Source organism: Bacillus sp. EB106-07-01-XG149 (genome assembly GCF_058791555.1).
Genome location: NZ_JBYTDP010000005.1, coordinates 497 through 19679, shown reverse-complemented (window position 1 = coordinate 19679; position 19183 = coordinate 497). Strand labels below are relative to the sequence as shown.

The 19183-nt window shown below is 35.1% G+C and carries 9 protein-coding genes and 1 pseudogene; 4 read left to right on the top strand and 6 right to left on the bottom strand.

Features of this window, described 5'->3' with window-relative positions; genetic code table 11:
* Positions 1-74: 74 nt before the first annotated feature.
* A complete protein-coding gene (gene plcR / locus AC3WTA_RS19840) occupies positions 75-932 on the bottom strand; it encodes a transcriptional regulator PlcR (RefSeq protein ID WP_000542914.1) in 858 nt (285 codons plus the stop codon).
* A gap of 168 nt (positions 933-1100) precedes the next feature.
* Here plcR and AC3WTA_RS19835 point away from each other — a divergent pair.
* Positions 1101-1645: pseudogene (locus AC3WTA_RS19835) on the top strand (M4 family metallopeptidase); the annotation flags it as partial.
* Between the two features lie 15 nt (positions 1646-1660).
* Here AC3WTA_RS19835 and AC3WTA_RS19830 read toward each other — a convergent pair.
* From AC3WTA_RS19830 to AC3WTA_RS19815, 4 genes are read right to left on the bottom strand one after another with little or no spacing between them, the layout of a single operon-like run.
* A complete protein-coding gene (locus AC3WTA_RS19830) occupies positions 1661-2263 on the bottom strand; it encodes a response regulator transcription factor (protein WP_000619263.1) in 603 nt (200 codons plus the stop codon).
* On the bottom strand, positions 2260-3390 hold the full coding sequence (locus tag AC3WTA_RS19825) for a sensor histidine kinase (RefSeq protein ID WP_000570623.1): 1131 nt from the start codon (positions 3388-3390) through the stop codon (positions 2260-2262). The genes AC3WTA_RS19830 and AC3WTA_RS19825 overlap by 4 nt, the downstream gene beginning before the upstream one ends.
* A complete protein-coding gene (locus tag AC3WTA_RS19820) occupies positions 3391-4125 on the bottom strand; it encodes an ABC transporter permease (protein ID WP_001202423.1) in 735 nt (244 codons plus the stop codon). It lies immediately after the preceding gene.
* The gene (locus AC3WTA_RS19815; RefSeq protein ID WP_000416603.1) at positions 4122-5024 is read right to left on the bottom strand and encodes an ABC transporter ATP-binding protein; all 903 of its coding nucleotides are present in this window, start codon (positions 5022-5024) and stop codon (positions 4122-4124) included. The genes AC3WTA_RS19820 and AC3WTA_RS19815 overlap by 4 nt, the downstream gene beginning before the upstream one ends.
* 157 nt (positions 5025-5181) lie before the next feature.
* Here AC3WTA_RS19815 and map point away from each other — a divergent pair, with 157 nt between their 5' ends.
* The 3 genes from map to AC3WTA_RS19800 all read left to right on the top strand — a co-directional run bounded on the left by map (position 5182) and on the right by AC3WTA_RS19800 (position 18243).
* The gene (map, locus tag AC3WTA_RS19810) at positions 5182-5976 is read left to right on the top strand and encodes a type I methionyl aminopeptidase (RefSeq protein WP_002096176.1); all 795 of its coding nucleotides are present in this window, start codon (positions 5182-5184) and stop codon (positions 5974-5976) included.
* Positions 5977-6704: 728 nt separating this feature from the next.
* Positions 6705-16352 carry a SpaA isopeptide-forming pilin-related protein gene (locus tag AC3WTA_RS19805; protein ID WP_492332974.1) on the top strand — a complete coding sequence of 3216 codons (9648 nt, stop codon included), beginning with the start codon at positions 6705-6707 and terminating at the stop codon, positions 16350-16352.
* 490 nt (positions 16353-16842) lie between these two features.
* Positions 16843-18243: a M28 family metallopeptidase gene (locus AC3WTA_RS19800; protein WP_492332973.1), complete on the top strand. Its 1401-nt coding sequence runs from the start codon at positions 16843-16845 to the stop codon at positions 18241-18243.
* A 624-nt stretch (positions 18244-18867) separates the two neighbouring features.
* Here AC3WTA_RS19800 and AC3WTA_RS19795 read toward each other — a convergent pair.
* The coding region (locus AC3WTA_RS19795) for an LPXTG cell wall anchor domain-containing protein (protein WP_492332972.1) at positions 18868-19183 on the bottom strand (316 nt) is incomplete at its 5' end.

Here is a 19183-nt window from a genome sequence, read left to right as displayed (position 1 = left end):
CATTTTTTATTTTAATATATCATGAAAATTTATCCATATCCTATGCAATTATGCATATCCATTTTTTAGGTTATCTATCTACTGATTTTATCTGCGAGCGCTTCTTTATATGCATGCATTTCTAATATATCAAAAAAGAAACTTGCCTTTTTATATGCATCTTCAATCTCTGCCTCATCATACCCCAATTTTCCTAGGCATTCGCCTCTTTGATAATATAGCTGTCCAATTAATGCCATACTATTAATTCGGCATGATATTTCAATTGCTTTATTTACTTGATAAAGTGACCCCTCATATTGCTCGTCTAAGTATAATGCTTTTGCATGATTATATCTTACCTTCACGTCGAATTCTTCATTATCATGCAATGTCTCTAATTGTTTTAATATATCTTCAAATAACTCAATACTTTTCTTAAAATAATTATTTTCAGCATAAATATTTGCAATTGCATTTTCTATATAGAGATTTTGGTATACGTCTATTCCAGCTAATTGTTGATTTAACAATTTTTTCAATTCTAAAATACAATATTCGTAATCAATTTTCTTCAATATGTATGCTGCTACATGATATTGCCATTGAAGAAACTGCTGGAATTCAGGATGATATTCTTCCTTTTTTAGCTCATTCCATACTATATTATAAATCTCTTTATATTTTTTTTGCTTACACAGCATAATGACTTGATCTTTAAACTGTTTTTTTCTTTCAATATCAGAATAAATAAGTACCTCATAAAAGTGAATAATTGGAACTTGTAATTTTGCTGCGATACCTTGTAATATATCCATACTTGGGTATACCGCGCCCGATTCAATTCGACTCACTTCCGATTGATGACATATGTTATCGGATAACTGTTTTTGTGTTAATCCCCTCATTACCCTAATCTTCTTAATTTCACTTCCTAATTTTTCTGCGTGCATACTTACTCACCATCCCATTATAACAATCTAATTTTTTAAGTTGTCATACCACTACCATAATGTGAATTCGACAATTTTTGATATGAAATAATGCATAATATATATAAAATTCGGCAAATTCTTCATACAATCCATCTCACATACAATAATAGATTAGTAGTTTTATAGATAAATTATAGAATATTTGCCCGTGCCTTCGTTACATTCGGTCTTCTTTATCCTTTATCAGCAGAAGCTATTCACACCCAAAAACTAGATAAAAATGAAGTAAAAATTGAAATTGCTTAGCCTAGTTTAACGCTTAAAAAATTACACAACCTCAAAATGATACGAAAAATATGGCGAAAAAGTATTTAAGGGGTGAGATAAACGAGGCTAAAGCTCAACAAGGGTGAATGACAACTGAAATGAATGTAGATTCCCAACCTACAAATAAAGAAACAAAAGAAAATTAAACCGAAGTTCGCCTTGCACAAACTTACAAAAACTATAAAATATATAGAAAAGTAGATAAAAATGGAGTAATTACAACTGTTAGTGGCAAGGTTGTCCAAGATTTAGACCAATACCCTAATCTAACTATAACAAATTTTTTGTCGAAAAATGAAGTAAAATCTTCATTACGTACTACTCTTCAAATTCCAATCGATTCATCTGAGACAGAATTCTCTAATGAAACCGTTGTTTATAAGAAAAAAGAAGTTTACCACTCATAGGTAAACTTCTTTTCATATCCATCCCTTTTCTTCCGCAATTGTAATTGCCTCAATTCTATTTTTCGCATCGAGCTTCGTTAATACTTCAGAAATATAATTACGCACTGTTCCAGGTGAAAGATAAAGTGCCTTCGCAATCTCATTTGCCGTCTTTCCTTCTTTCGCAAGTAGCAATACTTCTTTTTCACGATCTGATAACGGATTTTGCTCCTGCCATAAGCCGAACATTAAATCTTGAGAAATCTCTCGCTTTCCTTTCATTACATTACGAATCGCTGCAGCTAAATCTTCACTTGGGCTATCTTTTAATAAATATCCGTGCACGCCAGCTTTCATTGCTCGTTCAAAATATCCAGGGCGCGCAAATGTTGTTAAAATCATTACTTTGCATGCTGATTTTTCTTTCTGTAACGTTTCCGCAACATCTAATCCGCTTTGAATTGGCATTTCAATATCCATAATGCTTACATCAGGTTTTAGCGATTCAATTAGTTTTAACGCCTCTTCCCCGTTCGCAGCTTGCCCAATTACTTCAATATCATCTTCTAGATCCAGTAGGGCCCCTAATGCACCACGAAGCATCCGCTGATCTTCTGCAATAATAATTCGAATCATGCCCTCACCTCATCTTTTCCTGTTCTAATAACAACTGGAACTTTTACTGTTAATAGTGTCCCTGGATTTATCGTACCCAGTTCAACAAACCCATCAATAAGAGCGATGCGTTCTTTCATGCCACGAATGCCATTTCCATCATGGTTTTGATCTGCTAAACCAATTCCATTATCTTCTACTGTCAAAATTAATTCACCTTGTGATTCTAAAACAGAAACTGTGCAACGTGTTGCCTTACTATGCTTTACAACATTCGTCACAGCCTCCCGTAAACACATTCCAACAATATTTTGCTCAATTGGTGATAACGAACTCGAACTTGCTTCCTGCTTCACTTCTAGTTCGATATTAGCCACTTGTAAGATCGCCCTTATTTGCTCTAGCTCTTCTTCTACTGTAATCATACGCATATCCGAAATTAATTCTCTTAGCTGCTTTAATGCTGTGCGGGATGTTTGTGTAATTTCCTTCGCTTCCACACTTGCGCGCTCTGGATTTTTTACAATTAACTTCTCCACGAGCTGACTTTTTAAAGTAATGAGTGATAACGTATGTCCTAATGTATCATGAAGATCCCTTGCAATCCGCTGACGTTCTTCACGTTTTACTAAGTCTTTAATTTGTTCGTTTGCTTCGTTTAATTGATTCTTTAACATCTTTTTTTGATTAAAGTTGCGCATTCCGAATGGTGTAAGAAGCATTAAAATAAACATTGGAACAATATTTACTAAACTTGTAGTTGTTAGTTGATTCATATTTACAAATAAAAATGCCCCCAGCATTATAACTAGCAAACATAATAGCACTCGAAACACTTTCTTATTTGGCGTAAATCCCATCGCACTTGCGGTGAAAAAGCCAAAGAATATCATGAAAGGATTGTAAAATAAAGCAAATAAAAAGATAAGTACCATTTGAATACATGCCCAAAAAACGAACGTCCTCTGCACAAAATAAAGCTGACGGTATGTGATAATAAAAACTATCAGCATACCGCTTCCAATTACAAGCTTCCACCCTGACGCCTGCACTAAATGGTAAATTGGAAATAACAGATACACGAACCACATATACGGGAAGAAACCCATATGTTTCGGAAAAATCTCAATCCTCTTCTTCTCTATCATTTATACCGCTTCCTGTCTTTTTCTTATATATATTGATACTACAACAAATATAAGGAAATAACCTCCTAATACCGCGATATTTTCCCAACCAACGGATTTCCCAGCTACAATATCCCATGCACCGCTTCCGAAGTGATATGTTGGTGTCCATTCACCAATCGTTCTTAATATTTTTGGGAATACTTCAATTGGCATCCATAGCCCGCCAATTACAGCTAGACTCATATTTAAAATATTCGCTAAACCGGCTGCTGCATCTGCCTTTTTAATAGAACCTATTACTGTTCCTAACGCTAAAAATGGTGTTACACCTAACAGCAACCATAATCCAGCGCCAATCCATTGCCCTACTGTTAACTCGACATGATTAATTAATATTCCTGCGATAAAGATAACTAAGATTGAAAAAGCATTCACTACAGTTTGAGCGATGATTTTGGCTGTTATATATGCCCCCTCTGGAAGTGGTGTAATTTTCAACAAATGTGTCCACCCTTGCCCCTTTTCCTGAGAAATCCTTACACCGAAACTAAAAAGTGCCGTCCCTACAATACTGAACGTCGCCATTGAGATTAAATAATGAGCTTTCCAAGCATCTCCGTTTTGTGGCACTTGAATAACATTTGTGAAAATATAGTAAAACATAACTGGCATTAGTAATGAGAAAAAGATAAACAATTTATTACGAAACGTACGTAAAATTTCTATTTTGCATTGCATCCATAAGGCTCTCATGCGATTCCCTCCTCCTGATTTGCGACAAACTGTTCAAATGCTTCATCAAGACTTCCACGTTCAACTGAAACATCTGTTACAGGTAAGTTCTTTTGATAAATCGCTTTTAAAGTTTCATCTGTATCTTCAGTTGTTAAAGTGAAGTGCCCTTCGTTTAATTGTACTTCTGTTACGCTCGGTAATTCTTTTAGTAATTTTGCAGGAATACTTTCCTTCGAATAAAACTTGATTGTTTTTCGCGAAATCGTTGCCTTCATCTCATCTGGTGTACCATCTGCGATAATCTTTCCATTCGCAAACAATAAAATACGATTCGCCAATGCATCCGCTTCTTCTAAATAGTGCGTCGTTAAAATAATTGTTTTCCCTTCACTTGCTAACTTTCGAATTGTTTCCCAAAACGTTCTTCGAGACGTAATATCCATCCCAACTGTCGGCTCATCTAAAAATAGCAAATCTGGATTTCCTGCAAGTGCGAGTGCAAAGTTTAACCTTCTTTTTTGTCCACCTGATAATTTCTCACATCTTTGCTTTCGCTCCGATTCTAAATTTGATAACTGTAGCAACGTTTCTTTCGCTACCGGATTCGTATAATAACTACGGAATAACTCAATTGCCTCTTCTACTGTAATGCTATCAATCACACTTACTTCTTGTAGCATCGCACCGAGGCTATTACGAACATCTCTATGCTTGGGACTCTTTCCAAATATAGAAACAGTTCCTTCCGTCGGATCCTTTAATCCAAGCATCATCGACATCGTCGTCGTTTTCCCTGCACCATTCGGTCCAAGTAGTGCTACAATTTCTCCTTTATTCACATAAAATGAGACGTTATTTACTGCCTTTTTATATTTAAATGTTTTAGAAACACCATTTACTTCTATAACCTTTTCCATCTCTCCACCCCCGCTGTTTCTTATATTTACATTGTATGTGTTGGAAAACTTAGGAAACAGTATGATGCGTCATGACATTGATATGACAATTGTCATGTATTCCTTATGAGAGGAATCAACCTACATACCGCAAGCGAGTAGCAGGACGAAAATAAACATGATACAATCGGGTAAGATATATATTCGAGGAAGGACAGTGGTTTTCATGATTATTCGTAATGAACAAGATTTAGAAGGCTTACGAAAAATCGGCCGCATCGTTGCACTTGCACGTGAAGAAATGAAAAAAGAAGCGAAGCCAGGTATGACAACGAAAGAGCTTGATTTGATTGGTAAAAAAGTATTAGATGAGCATGGTGCTATTTCTGCACCTGAAAAAGAATATGATTTCCCAGGTGTAACTTGTATTAGTGTAAACGAAGAAGTTGCTCACGGTATTCCAGGAGATCGCGTATTAAAAGAAGGCGACTTAGTAAATGTCGACGTATCTGCTGCACTTGATGGCTATTATGCAGATACAGGTATTTCATTTGTACTTGGAGAAGATGAAGCAAAAGAAAAGCTTTGCCAAGCAGCGGTTGATGCATTTTGGGCAGCAATGAAAAAGGTGAAGGCTGGTTCCAAACAAAACCAAATTGGTCGTGCTGTTTCAAACTTTGCACATAAAAATGGATATAATGTAATTCAAAACTTAACTGGTCACGGTATTGGTCTTAGCTTACATGAAGCACCGAACCACATTTTAAGCTACTTTGACCCAATGGATAATGCGCTTCTAAAAGACGGTCTTGTTATCGCTGTAGAACCATTCATTTCTATGAAAGCTGATCACATTATTGAGCGCGGTGACGATGGTTGGACATTCGTTACACCTGATAAAAGCCTTGTTGCACAATGTGAACATACAGTTGTTGTAACACGCGGCGAACCGATTATTTTAACAGAAATATAAAAAAGAACCGCTTCTTAGTAGGAAGCGGTTCTTTTTACATACTTTTTTGAAAAGAGGCAATACGGTTGAACTCTTTTTCATTTACGTATATAATTTTTAACGAAGGTTATTGATGATTATCTCTCATAAAAGATGATCAAGGGAGTACCTTCTTTTTTTGTTTAATAGCATCGATTAAAGTAACGCGTTCTATTTATTATAAAACGCTATCTTCGCTTTAATCTACGAATTGTATACTCTTTTAGATAGTACATATTTTCTTCATCCTGACCAAATTCAAGCTACATTTTATTACTACCTCAATACGAAAGACTTTTTTTACAATGGGATACATTATTTTGGTTAGCATGTATCGTAAAACTCACCTTTATAACGATTCTTTGCACATTGCAAGAATATAGATCATTATAAAATAGTTTAAGCATTCCACTGCATATTTTTTGTATGTACCTATTTTATAAAGAACCACGTAACAAGTCACATCCTATAAAGGTCTGATATCATTCCTTATCAGTATTTTTTTCGACATTTTTTGTCGAAAATTGTATATTCACTCCCTATATTATTAAAATATACATTTATTTTACGTTACAAAGCATCGAATATGAATACTTTTCCTAGAGAGTATATGCAGTAAAGGAGGAATCACGTAAAGCACATTGATCCATGACAAATAATCCCTTCACAAAGTATTTTTATGCAATAGAAGGATTCATAAAGGAGACACAATGAAAAAACTTTTCAATATATGTTTAATTGTATTCGTACTATTTTCGCAGCTTGCTAGTTTTCCATACAATCAAGTAAAAGCGGAAACATTAACAGGTAATTCATTATTTGACACTGTTGAAATGAAAGATGCAACGAATCATATTATTGACGAAGCATTAAATCCTAAAAACTTAATACAAGTAGGATCAACCATTCACCTAGAATATGCTTGGTCAATAAAAGATCAACAAACAGACTCAGCAGTGCTCCAAATACCTAACGCATTAAAAGTTAAAAGTAATCAACAAGGAAATCTGACGGCAGATCAGCAAATTATTGGTCAATATTTTGTTACAGCAAACGATAACAAAATGAAACTAGTATTTAACGATCAAGCAAAGGATTCCAAAAGTGCTAGCGGAAAAATCAATTTTGATACAGTATTCAATCCTGATTTAAAACCTGGTGCAAAATCTGTTCAACTCTCATTCCCTCTAGGCACAACAGCTAAGTCTATTTCAGTTCCTGTTCAAGTAGATAACCCAGCTTCACCTACTACGAATAAGGATACTGCCCAACAACCTACGGATGAGCAAAAGAACGGTGATGCTCAGCAACCTGCGGTAGAGAAAAAGAATGGCGATGCTCAGCAACCTGCGGTAGAGAAAAAGAACGCCGATGCTCAGCAACCTACGGAAACGCAAAAGAACGGCGACGCAGAGCAACCTGTGGTAGAGAAAAAGAACGCCGATGCTCAGCAACCTACGGAGAATCCTGTTGAGAATCCGGATCCATCACCTAAGCAAATTACAGAAAATATTTTAACAGGCGTAAAATTGACAGATAAAGACGGGAAACCATTTAATGATACGGATAATCGTCCCAATCCCGATTCTACTGCTAATATCGAATTTACATGGGAAATTTTAGAGTCATTAAAAGTAAAAAAGGGAGATTACTATACTTTCCAACTCCCAGAATATTTTATCGTTCACAACACCATTACAGAAACCTTAGTTGATGGAACAGGACAGGTGATTGGGGAATTCGTTGTTGGGTTAGATGGAAAAGTAACTATGACTTTTAACGAGTACGTTGAAGACCATCCCAATATAGCTGGTGATTTAAAGGTTGGTACGGAATTTAATAAAGTAAAAATTACAGGTACTACTGAACAAAAAATCCCTTTCCCAATTAAAGAAAAAGACGTTATTATTGAGCTTGATTTCAAACCAAATGTAAAGGAATCTGTAAATAAAAAGGGTGTACCCGATAGACCAATTAATACGAATCAAATTAATTGGAAAGTAGAAATGAACAAGACAAAAGATAAGCTTACAAATGCCGTCTTTCAAGATAACATTCCAAATGGGGCTAGCCTTAACGAAGATTCTATTAAGGTTTACTATTTAGAAGTGGATATTAATGGGAACACAACTCGTGGTGCAGAAGTTCCTAAGGAAGAATATGAACTTACTTCATCCCCTGATAAATTAAATATCGCCTTTAAAAAGGAAACGAATAAAGCATATGAAATAGAATATGCGACAAAGATTACAGATGAAAGTATTACAAGTTTCAAAAACAATGCAAAAGTATCTAGTGATAATCAAGATAGTGTATCAACAAATGCAACTGTAACTGTTTCACGTGGTACACATCTAGAGAAAACTAGCAAGTACAATCCAAAAACACAAACAATCGAATGGACAATCACTTATAACGGTGACCAGAGAGATATTAAAAAAGCTGATGCTCTTTTAAAAGATGTTTTGGATAAATCTCATAAAGTTGATAAAAATTCTATCGTAGTAAAAAATGCTTCTTATGATAATACAGGAAAACTTGTTACAGGTGACAACGCCACAAACTTTACTGTAAAGGAAACCGATGATGGATTTGATTTACAGTTTACTGAAGATATCAATAGCGCCTATGTCATTACTTATACATCGAAAGCTACGAGTGACGTCATAAAAGATGGCGAAATCGAAAATAAAATTATCGCAGATGGTAAGTGGAGTAAAACAAACAAAGTTACTTTAAAACAACAAAACATCATAAAGAAACATAATAAAAAAGATACGGATTACAATAAGAAAACAACAACATGGACAATTATTGTAAATGATAACAACTACGTGTTAAACGACGCTGTTATTACTGATACGTTTGACTTTGGTGGCCTAGCATTACAGGAAAATAGTTTCAAAATTACAGATGGATCGAGAGAGCTTAATCCAAATCTTGATTACACACTTCATGTAACAGATAAGGGATTTGAAGTGAAACTAACTGGTGATTATAAGTCTAATATGGATAAAACTTTAACTATCACATACACAACAGACTTTAATTACGAAAATCTATCCAAAGAGAAAGATAATAAATCCTTCAAAAATACAGCAAATTTATCATGGATAGACATAAATGATAACAAGAACAATAGTTCATCTGATGATACATTTGATCCTGATTACTACACAAAAGGAAACGGATTTAAATACGGTTCTTACAATGCCCAAACGAAAGAAATCAAATGGGACATTGGATTTAACTATAATAATAGGACGATTAAAGATCCTTCTATTGTTGACGTATTAAGAGATAACCAAAAATTAATACCGGAATCTATTGAAATTCGACATATGAAATTAACTGGTGGTGCACATGGATTTGAATTAGGTGATCCTGTTCCATCTAGCGAATATACGATAGAAACTCCAACAAAAGATAACAACAATACATTAACGGTTCATTTTAAAAATGAAATTAATTCTGCGTATTATATTAGTTTTAAAACTTCACTCGCAGGCGAACAAATTAATAAGCGCTACGATAATTATGCCGATGTAAAAGATGGATCGAAAACTGTTACTACTATCCATGGTGCATTTGAGATCAAAAACGGTGGTAGCGGTGTTACGAAAACAGCAAAGCAAAATGACAAGTACATTGATTGGAGCATTTCCATTAATGCGAGTCAATCAACTATTGAAAATGCTGTCGTAACGGATGATCCGACAGACAATCAAATTCTTGATGAAAAGTCCCTCCACCTATATCCGACAACAGTAGCCGTGGATGGCACTTTAACGAAAGATACAACAAATGAATTAAAAGAAGGAACAGACTATAAACTCAAAGTAACAACAGACAACAATACAGGAAAACAACAATTTAAAGTTGATTTTCTTCATACCATCGATCATGCTTATATTTTAGAATATCGCTCACTCATTAATGCAGACAATAATGAAACAGTGAGCAATAAAGTAAAGATTACTGGTAATCGTTTAACATTAACCCAGGTTGAAACAACAGAAGAAAAGGTAGTTAAAGTATCTTCTGGATCTGGAGGTGGTTCTGCTAACAAAGGACGCGGAAGCCTTCAAATTATAAAGGTTGATGACAAAGATCAAAAAGTACGATTAGCCGGAGCAGAATTTACTTTATATGATCAAACAGGTACAACCGCTATTCGACCAATTACAACAGGTGATGATGGTGTCGCTAAGTTTAACAACTTACGACGCGATAAATATATGATTAAAGAAACGAAAGCACCTAAAGGTTATGTAATTAGTAAAGAATTAAGAGAAGGTATACTTGTTGAGCTAGGTTCTGAAGAAATTACAAAATATACCCTTACAAATAAGAAATTTGTCGGGAAAGTAGTACTTACAAAAACTGATGCTAAGAGCGGGGAAAAACTTGAACATGCTGTTTTCTCTTTACTGGATCAAAACAAACAAGTCATTCCTGAACATAAAAAATTAACAACAAATGATAAAGGACAAATTACTGTAGATAATTTAAAACCAGGAACTTACTATTTACAAGAAACAACTGCTCCTGAGCATTATAAATTAGATGGTCGACTGATTGAGTTCAAAATTGAGGAAGATCAAACAACAGTAATAAACCGACCTGCAACAAACAGTTTGATTCCAGGATCGGCCATCTTAACCAAAGTCGATAAAGATGGAAAAACTTTAGCAGGCGCGGAGTTCAGTGTACGCGATCGACATAACAATGTAATTCGCGGCTATGAAAAATTAACGACAAATGACCAAGGTCAAATCGAAGCAAAAGATTTACTCCCTGGAGACTATCAATTTGTCGAAGAAAAAGCACCGAAAGATTACGACATAGATAAAAAACCAATTGAGTTTACAATTGTAAAAAGTCAAAAGAAAGCAGTTACTGTTACTGCGACGAATCACCTCATTAAAGGTGGCGTCACTTTAACTAAAGTTGATGATATCGATGGTACTGCCCTTAAAGGCGCAGTATTTAAAATTGTTGATGCTCATGATGAAAAGAAAGTCATTCGCGAAAATGTAAAAACTGGCGCAGATGGAACCGTTACTGTTAAAGACTTAGAGCCTGGCACATATAAATTTATTGAAACGAAAGCTCCACAGGATTATACGTTAAACACAGATCCTATTACGTTTACAATTGACAAAAGCCAACAATCTTTAGCTACCGTTACAGCAACAAACAGTTTAAAAACAGGAGAAGTGGAATTATTAAAAGTTGATGAGTTTGGTGAGAAAAAGCCGCTAGAAGGTGCAGTATTCAAACTTGTCGATGCTAATAATAATGAAGTTCCCCCTCACACTAACTTAACTACCGATAAAAAAGGGAAATTTAAAGTTAGTAATTTACGTCCTGGTACGTATAAATTTATTGAAACATCTGCTCCTGAACATTACGTTTTACGAGCAGAACCTATTGAATTTACAATCGATAGAAGTCAGAAAGAAACTCTACTTGTGAAAGCTGAAAATGCTTTAAAACCAGGGGATGTTGAATTAACAAAAGTTGATGATATCGATGGTACAGCTCTTGAGGGTGCTGTATTTAAAATTGTTGATGCTCATGATGAAAAGAAAATCATTCGCGAAAATGTAAAAACTGGTGCGGATGGTAAAGCTATCGCTACTGGCTTACGCCCTGGCGATTATAAATTTATCGAAGTAACAGCACCGAAGTATTATGATAAAAATACAACGCCTATCGAGTTCACAATTAAAGAAAGTCAAGGAACTTCACCAATTACTGTTACTGCTAAAAACAGCTTAACAAAAGGTGGTATTGAATTAACAAAAGTAAATGCTGCAGATGAAAGGGAAACACTTGAAGGTGCAGTATTTAAAATCGTTAATAGAGATACGAATGAAGATGTTCGTACGGACCTTGTTACAAATAGTAAAGGAATGTTAGCTGTAGATGACTTACGTCCTGGTAACTATAAACTTATCGAAACAAAGGCTCCAACTTATTACGACGTAAATGTAGAATCAATTGAATTTACAATCGAAAAAGGTCAACAAAAACTTCTTCCACTTACATTTAAAAATAGTTTAACGAAAGGAAAAGTTAAACTTATTAAAGAAGATGATGTGGAAAGTAGTATTGCTCTTGCCGGCGCGGTGTTCACATTAAAAGACGCAACTGGCAAAGAAATTGCAAAAGATTTAAAAACAGATGATTATGGAGTACTAGTTATTCCTGATTTAGCACCAGGAGATTACCAATTTATTGAAACATCAGCTCCTGAACATTATAAATTAGATCAAACACCTATTAAGTTCACGATTAAAAAAGGTAGCAAGGATGATCTGCCAGTCCCTGTAATTGTAAAAAACAGTTTACTTACAGGTGGCGTTACTTTAACTAAAGTAGATGACGTTGATGGCGTTACACTTAAAGGTGCAGAATTTATAATTGTTGATGCTCATGATACGAAAAAGGTCGTTCGTAAAGGGTTAACTACTGATGAACAGGGTAAAGTTTCTGCTTCTGATTTACGCCCGGGTGACTATCAATTTATTGAAGTAAAAGCTCCAAAAGACTATGATTTAAGCAAAAACCCTATTCCGTTCACTATCGGAAAAAGTCAACAAGAAAACATTACCGTTACCGCTACTAACAGCTTAACGAAAGGCGGCGTCATTTTAACAAAAATTGATGACATCGATCGTACAATGCTGAAAGATGCAGTATTTAAAATTGTTGATATGGACGGTAAAGAAGTTCGCACAAACCTTGTTACAAACGACAATGGTGAAATTTCTGTTTCTAATTTACGTCCAGGAGACTATCAGTTTATTGAAATAGCTGCTCCTGAACATTATGTGTTAGATGAGACACCGATTCCATTTAAAATTGAACGAAACCAAACGGCAAAAATTACTGTTACAGGTAAAAATACGTTGAAAAAAGGTAGCGTGGAATTAACAAAGATTGACGATATTGATACTGATACAAAGCTCGCTAATGCTGTATTTAATTTATTAGATGCAGACGGAGAACTAGTTGAAGAAGGCTTAAAAACAAATGATGAAGGAAAAATTATTGTTGAAAATCTACGTCCTGGTACGTATCAATTCGTGGAAACAATAGCTCCTGAACATTACGATTTAAATAAAAAACCGATCGAATTTACAATTAAGAAAAGCCAAACTGAAACTCTTCATGTTACGGCTAAAAACGCTCTAACAAAAGGTGCAGTGGAACTTTCTAAAGTAGATGACATCGATGGCACTACCCTTGAAGGTGCAGTATTTAACATCGTTGATATGAGGGGTACTGTAATTCATAAAGACCTTGTTACAAATGGTAAAGGGAAGATCGAAATTAACGACCTACGTCCTGGTGATTACCAATTCATCGAAACAGAAGCTCCTAAGCATTACGTTTTAGATGAAACACCAATCAATTTCACTATTGAAAAAGGACAGAAGAAAACTATTTCTTTAACTGCTAATAATAGTTTAAAACAAGGTAGTATCGAATTAATTAAAGTTGATGATTTAAACGATCAAACAAAACTTGCCGATGCTGTGTTTAATTTACTAGATCAAAACGGGAAAGTACTTAAAACGGATTTAAAAACGAACAGTGAAGGAAAAATCATTGTTGAAAACTTGCGTCCTGGTACGTATCAATTTGTCGAAACAACGGCTCCTAAACACTATGATTTAGACAAAAAGCCAATTGTAGTTACAGTTGAGAAAAGCCAGAAAGATATCGCTACTGTTACTATGAAAAATAGTTTAACAAAAGGCGGCGTGGACCTTACTAAAGTGGACGACATCGATGGTACTACTCTTGAAGGCGCAGTATTTAACATTGTTGATATGAAGGGTACTGTAATTCGCGAGAAGCTTACTACAAATTCACAAGGTAAAATTAGCGTTTCTGACTTACGTCCTGGTGATTATCAATTCATCGAGACGAATGCTCCGAAACACTACGATTTAAATAAAGAACCTATTCCTTTCACAATTGAAAAAGGACAAGCTGAACCGATTTCTGTTACTGCTAAAAATAGTTTAACAAAAGGTGCGGTAGAGCTTTCTAAAGTGGATGATATCGACGGTACAGCTCTTGAAGGCGCAGTATTTAAAATTGTTGATGACAAAAACAATGATGTTCGTACTGACTTAACTACTGTTAAAGATGGAAAAATCTCTGTTCCTGATTTACGTCCAGGGGACTATCAGTTTATTGAAATAAAAGCTCCTGAACATTATAAATTAGATAGTACACCGCTTAAATTTACAATTAAGAAAAGCCAAGCAGAGAAGCTACAAGTCACTGCTACTAACAGCTTAATTGAAGGTGCTGTTGAATTAATTAAAGTGGATGATATAAATCCAGATACAAAACTTGCTGATGCAGTATTTAACATCATTGATGCGAAAGGTAAAGTTGTTCGCACGAATTTAACTACTGATAAAGACGGGAAAATTTCTGCTTCTAATTTACGACCAGGAGATTATCAATTCGTTGAAACGAAAGCTCCTAAAGATTATGATTTAAATAAAACACCGATTCCTTTCACTATCGAGAAAAGCCAAACAGCTCACGTTTCCGTTACTGCTAAAAATGCCTTAACTAAAGGTGGCGTGGAATTAACGAAAGTTGACTCTCTAGATGCGAAAGAGACGCTGGAAGGTGCGGTATTTAAAATTACTGATATGAACGGTAACGATATTCGTAAGAATTTAGTTACCAATAAAGATGGAAAAATCATCGCTAAAGACTTACAACCCGGAGACTATCAATTTATTGAAACGAAAGCTCCGAAACATTATGACTTAAATGAAGAGCCGATTAAGTTCACAATTGAAAGAAGTCAAACAAAACATGTCTTCGTTACAGCTACGAACAGCTTAACGAAAGGTAGTGTGGAGTTAATTAAAGTTGACGATGTTGAAGAAAACACAACACTTGAAGGTGCGGTATTTAAAATCGTTAATAAGGATGGACACGATGTCCGTACTGATTTAACTACTGATAAAAACGGCCGTTTAGTTGTGGATGAATTACCACCAGGAGACTATGAGTTTATCGAAACAAAAGCTCCTAATCACTATGACTTAAACGAAACACCTATTAAGTTCACAGTTAAAAAAGGACAAGAAAAAATCGCTTCCGTTACTGCTACGAATAGCTTAACGAAAGGCGCTGTTGAGCTTTCTAAAGTGGATGACTTTGACGGTTCTGTCCTTAAAGATGCAGTATTTAAAATCGTCGATATGAACGGGCACGACGTTCGTTCTAATTTAACTACTGATAAAGATGGAAAAATTTCTGTTTCTGATTTACGTCCGGGGGACTATCAGTTTATTGAAACAAAGGCTCCTAAGCATTACGACTTAAATCAAAATCCTATCAAGTTTACTGTTGAAAAAAGTCAAACGACTAAAGCTTCTGTTACTGCTACAAATAGCTTAACTAAGGGCGCTGTTGAATTAATTAAGCTTGACGACGTTGACAACTCTACTCTTGAAGGTGCTATCTTTAAAATTGTTGATATGAACGGCAACGACGTTCGTTCTGATTTAACTACTGATAAAGATGGAAAAATTTCTGTTTCTGATTTACGTCCTGGAGACTACCAGTTTATTGAAACGAAAGCTCCTACTGGATACGATTTAAGCGCTAAGCCAATTCCTTTCACAATTACGAAAGGACAATCTCAAGTTACTTCTGTTACAGCTTTAAATAGTTTAACAACAGGTTCAATGGAGTTAACTAAAATTGATATGGATCACCATGGAACACTTGAAGGTGCCATTTTCAATATTTTAGATCAAGATGGAAAAGTAGTACGAGAAGGTTTACAAACAGACGGGCATGGTAAATTAATCGTAAACGATTTGAAACCTGGTAATTATCAGTTAGTGGAAACAAAAGCTCCTGAGGGCTATCAATTAGATGCATCACCAATAAACTTTACAATTGAAAAAGCTCAAGCTACACCACTACAAATTACAGTTTCAAATAAAAAAATCGATTCTTCATCAGGTGGAGATGATAAACCAGTTACTCCTCCTAATAAAGAAGGGGAAACAGGGAAAGAAACTTCTGAGAAACTAGAAAAAGGAAATCCTGACACACATGGTAAAGAAACTTCCGAAGAACTAGAAAAAGGAAATCCTGACACACATGGTAAAGGAACTTCCGAAGAACTAGAAAAAGAAAACCCTGAAACACAAATAAACAAACAGCAAGATGACCGAAATAAGGGTAAAGAACTTCCAAATACAGGTCACAAAAATGATCCTACTCAAACAGTAGGCATCTTACTTCTACTAGCTGGTTTGTTAAGTATTTTAGCTACAAAACGAAAAAAATATTATTAATAGTTTTTCACACCTAATCAAGTGAACATTTGATTAGGTGTTTTTTTATGCAAAAAAAGGACGATACATAAAGTATCGTCCTTTTAACGGGGTGAGGCTGCCCAAAAGTACGGAAAACCTTTGAACAGCCTCGTATTTTCATATGGATGCCTTACATATATCACTGATAATAAGTATGAAATGCGGAAACATATTTATCATCACATGATTCAAACATGAGAAAAGAAACCCTATGGGATTCTTTTCTCTACATAATCTAAAGTTTGGGTACACTAGATTCATGCAATGTAGGAGCTTTCCATGCAGAAAGCGAACCTTCATTTAAAATGATAGCATACATATCTCCATCAAAAATATGCAAATATGCATATAGCGTTTTTTTATTTCTCAATGTCAGAATATTGAAAATTAATGAGGATAACGGTAAAATGAAGTCGTTATCCGTCTTCTTTTGTCAGTCAGAGAGAATAGAAGAATAGGAGAGGAAAAAATGAAAAAATCTTTGAAACAAAAAATAGTAAGCTCTTTTCTTGCTGTATCACTCGCTGTTAGCTTAGCTCCAATTGGACAAGCCAAAGCTGATTCCACATCAGAAATCACACAGACTTCACCTATCACAAAACAAGTTGATGCAAGCCGCGCCATCGAACACATCCGTTTCTTATCCGAAACAATTGGTCCTCGCCCTGGTGGGACAAAATCAGAAGAATGGGCTTCTCGCTACGTTGGTATGCAGCTTAAATCAATGGGCTATGAAGTAGAATATCAACCATTTCAAGTGCCGGATCAATACGTTGGATTTATTGAATCACCATTATCCACAAAGCGTAATTGGCAAGCCGGCGCTGCCCCTAACGCACTAATTTCTACAGAAGCTGTTACAGCTCCTCTTATCTTTGTTCAAGGTGGAACAAAATTAGAGGATATCCCAAATGAAGTAAACGGAAAAATTGTTCTATTTGAAAGAGGAACAACAGTTTCAGACTATAATAAACAAGTTGAAAATGCTGTTAGCAAAGGAGCAAAAGGTGTCCTTTTATACAGTTTAATTGGCGGACGCGGAAATTATGGACAAACCTTCAATCCTCGCCTAACGAAAAAGCAGTCTATCCCTGTCTTTGGTCTTGCTTACGCACAAGGAAATGCATTTAAAGAGGAAATCGCTAAAAAAGGGACCACTCTTCTTTCTCTAAAAGCGAGACATGAATCTAACTTAACATCACTTAATGTCATCGCTAAAAAGAAACCCAAAAATAGTACAGGTAATGAAAAAGCTGTCGTTGTAAGTTCGCACTATGATAGTGTCGTTGGAGCACCTGGAGCAAACGACAATGCTTCTGGTACAGGATTAATATTAGAATTAGCTCGTGCTTTTCAAAATGTAGAAACTGATAAAGAAATTCGTTTTATTGCTTTTGGTTCTGAAGAGAGTGGCTTACTTGGCTCCGATTATTACGTTAATAGTCTATCCCAAAAAGAACGCGATCGAATTTTAGGTGTCTTTAACGCAGACATGGTTGCAACAAATTACGATAAAGCAAAGAATTTATATGCTATGACGCCTAACGGTTCTCCAAACCTTGTAACAGACGCGGCCTTACAAGCAAGTAAACAATTAAATAATGACCTCGTACTGCAAGGGAAATTCGGCTCTAGTGATCACGTACCGTTTGCTGAAGTCGGTATTCCTGCCGCTCTATTTATTTGGATGGGTGTCGATAGTTGGAATCCATTAATCTATCATATTGAGAAGGTATACCATACACCTCAAGATAATGTGTTAGAAAACATTTCGCCTGAACGTTTGAAAATGGCATTAGAAGTTATCGGGACAGGAGTTTATAATACACTTCAAAAACCTGTTACTCAAACAGAACAGAAAGCTGCTTAATACTATTTCAGACTACCGATTAATCGGTAGTTTTTTATTACATAACAATATTAACCTATTCAAAATTCTAATATATGCATAATTGCATGTATATTAATACGACTTATCTCTTATAATACAAATTGTACTATAATCATTCAACTATACCATTAAATGATATTAGCATGTAAAACAAAAATTTTACATCTAACAAATAAGATTTTCTATCATGAAAAAATTACTCCGACAGTTGCGTTAAATTTAATGTTTATTTCAGGAACTAATATTTTTATTCCTGAAATAAACATGGCTGCGACTACAGAAGAAAACAGCTTTACGGAATATTATTTCTAAATTAACTATAAAAGTGACAATGCATTCAACAAGAACTGAATGGAACAAAACGTTAATCCTAAATTACATGTGGCACCGTATTCTAAGCTTGATTTTATTGGATAATAGCCTTCATAGAGCCTATCTTGAAACTATTTCTCTTTTTCTATAAAAATACCCTTCAGGTAGCATTCTTCCATTCACTTTATCATGAAGTGTTTTTGAATACTTGCCTGAAGGGAGCAATATTAATAGTAATTTTTTTATTTGTCCTACTAAGATTACGTTGTAATCAATGATCTAAAGCTTTTATTATTTTATTCGTCGACGAGCGATTAGACTTCCACCTAAAAGGAACAATAGCATACCTCCAAAAATAGAAATCATTTCTGTTGATGTTCCTCCTGTGTTAGGAAGTAATGTTGGTTTATCCTTTTCTGTAGTAGGTGGGACCTGTGAATCGCTATTTTTATCTGTGCTTGGGTCTTTTGGATCTGTACTTGGGTCTTTTGGATCTGTACTTGGGTCTTTTGGATCTGTACTTGGGTCTTTTGGATCTGTACTTGGGTCTTTTGGATCTGTACTTGGGTCTTTTGGATCTGTACTTGGGTCTTTTGGATCTGTACTT

Coding starts and splice junctions, on each gene's coding strand:
- plcR (WP_000542914.1), bottom strand. CDS start 932: ATGCACGCAGAAAAATTAGGAAGTGAAATTAAGAAGATTAGGGTAATG.
- AC3WTA_RS19830 (WP_000619263.1), bottom strand. CDS start 2,263: ATGATTCGAATTATTATTGCAGAAGATCAGCGGATGCTTCGTGGTGCA.
- AC3WTA_RS19825 (WP_000570623.1), bottom strand. CDS start 3,390: ATGATAGAGAAGAAGAGGATTGAGATTTTTCCGAAACATATGGGTTTC.
- AC3WTA_RS19820 (WP_001202423.1), bottom strand. CDS start 4,125: ATGAGAGCCTTATGGATGCAATGCAAAATAGAAATTTTACGTACGTTT.
- AC3WTA_RS19815 (WP_000416603.1), bottom strand. CDS start 5,024: ATGGAAAAGGTTATAGAAGTAAATGGTGTTTCTAAAACATTTAAATAT.
- map (WP_002096176.1), top strand. CDS start 5,182: ATGATACAATCGGGTAAGATATATATTCGAGGAAGGACAGTGGTTTTC.
- AC3WTA_RS19805 (WP_492332974.1), top strand. CDS start 6,705: ATGAAAAAACTTTTCAATATATGTTTAATTGTATTCGTACTATTTTCG.
- AC3WTA_RS19800 (WP_492332973.1), top strand. CDS start 16,843: ATGAAAAAATCTTTGAAACAAAAAATAGTAAGCTCTTTTCTTGCTGTA.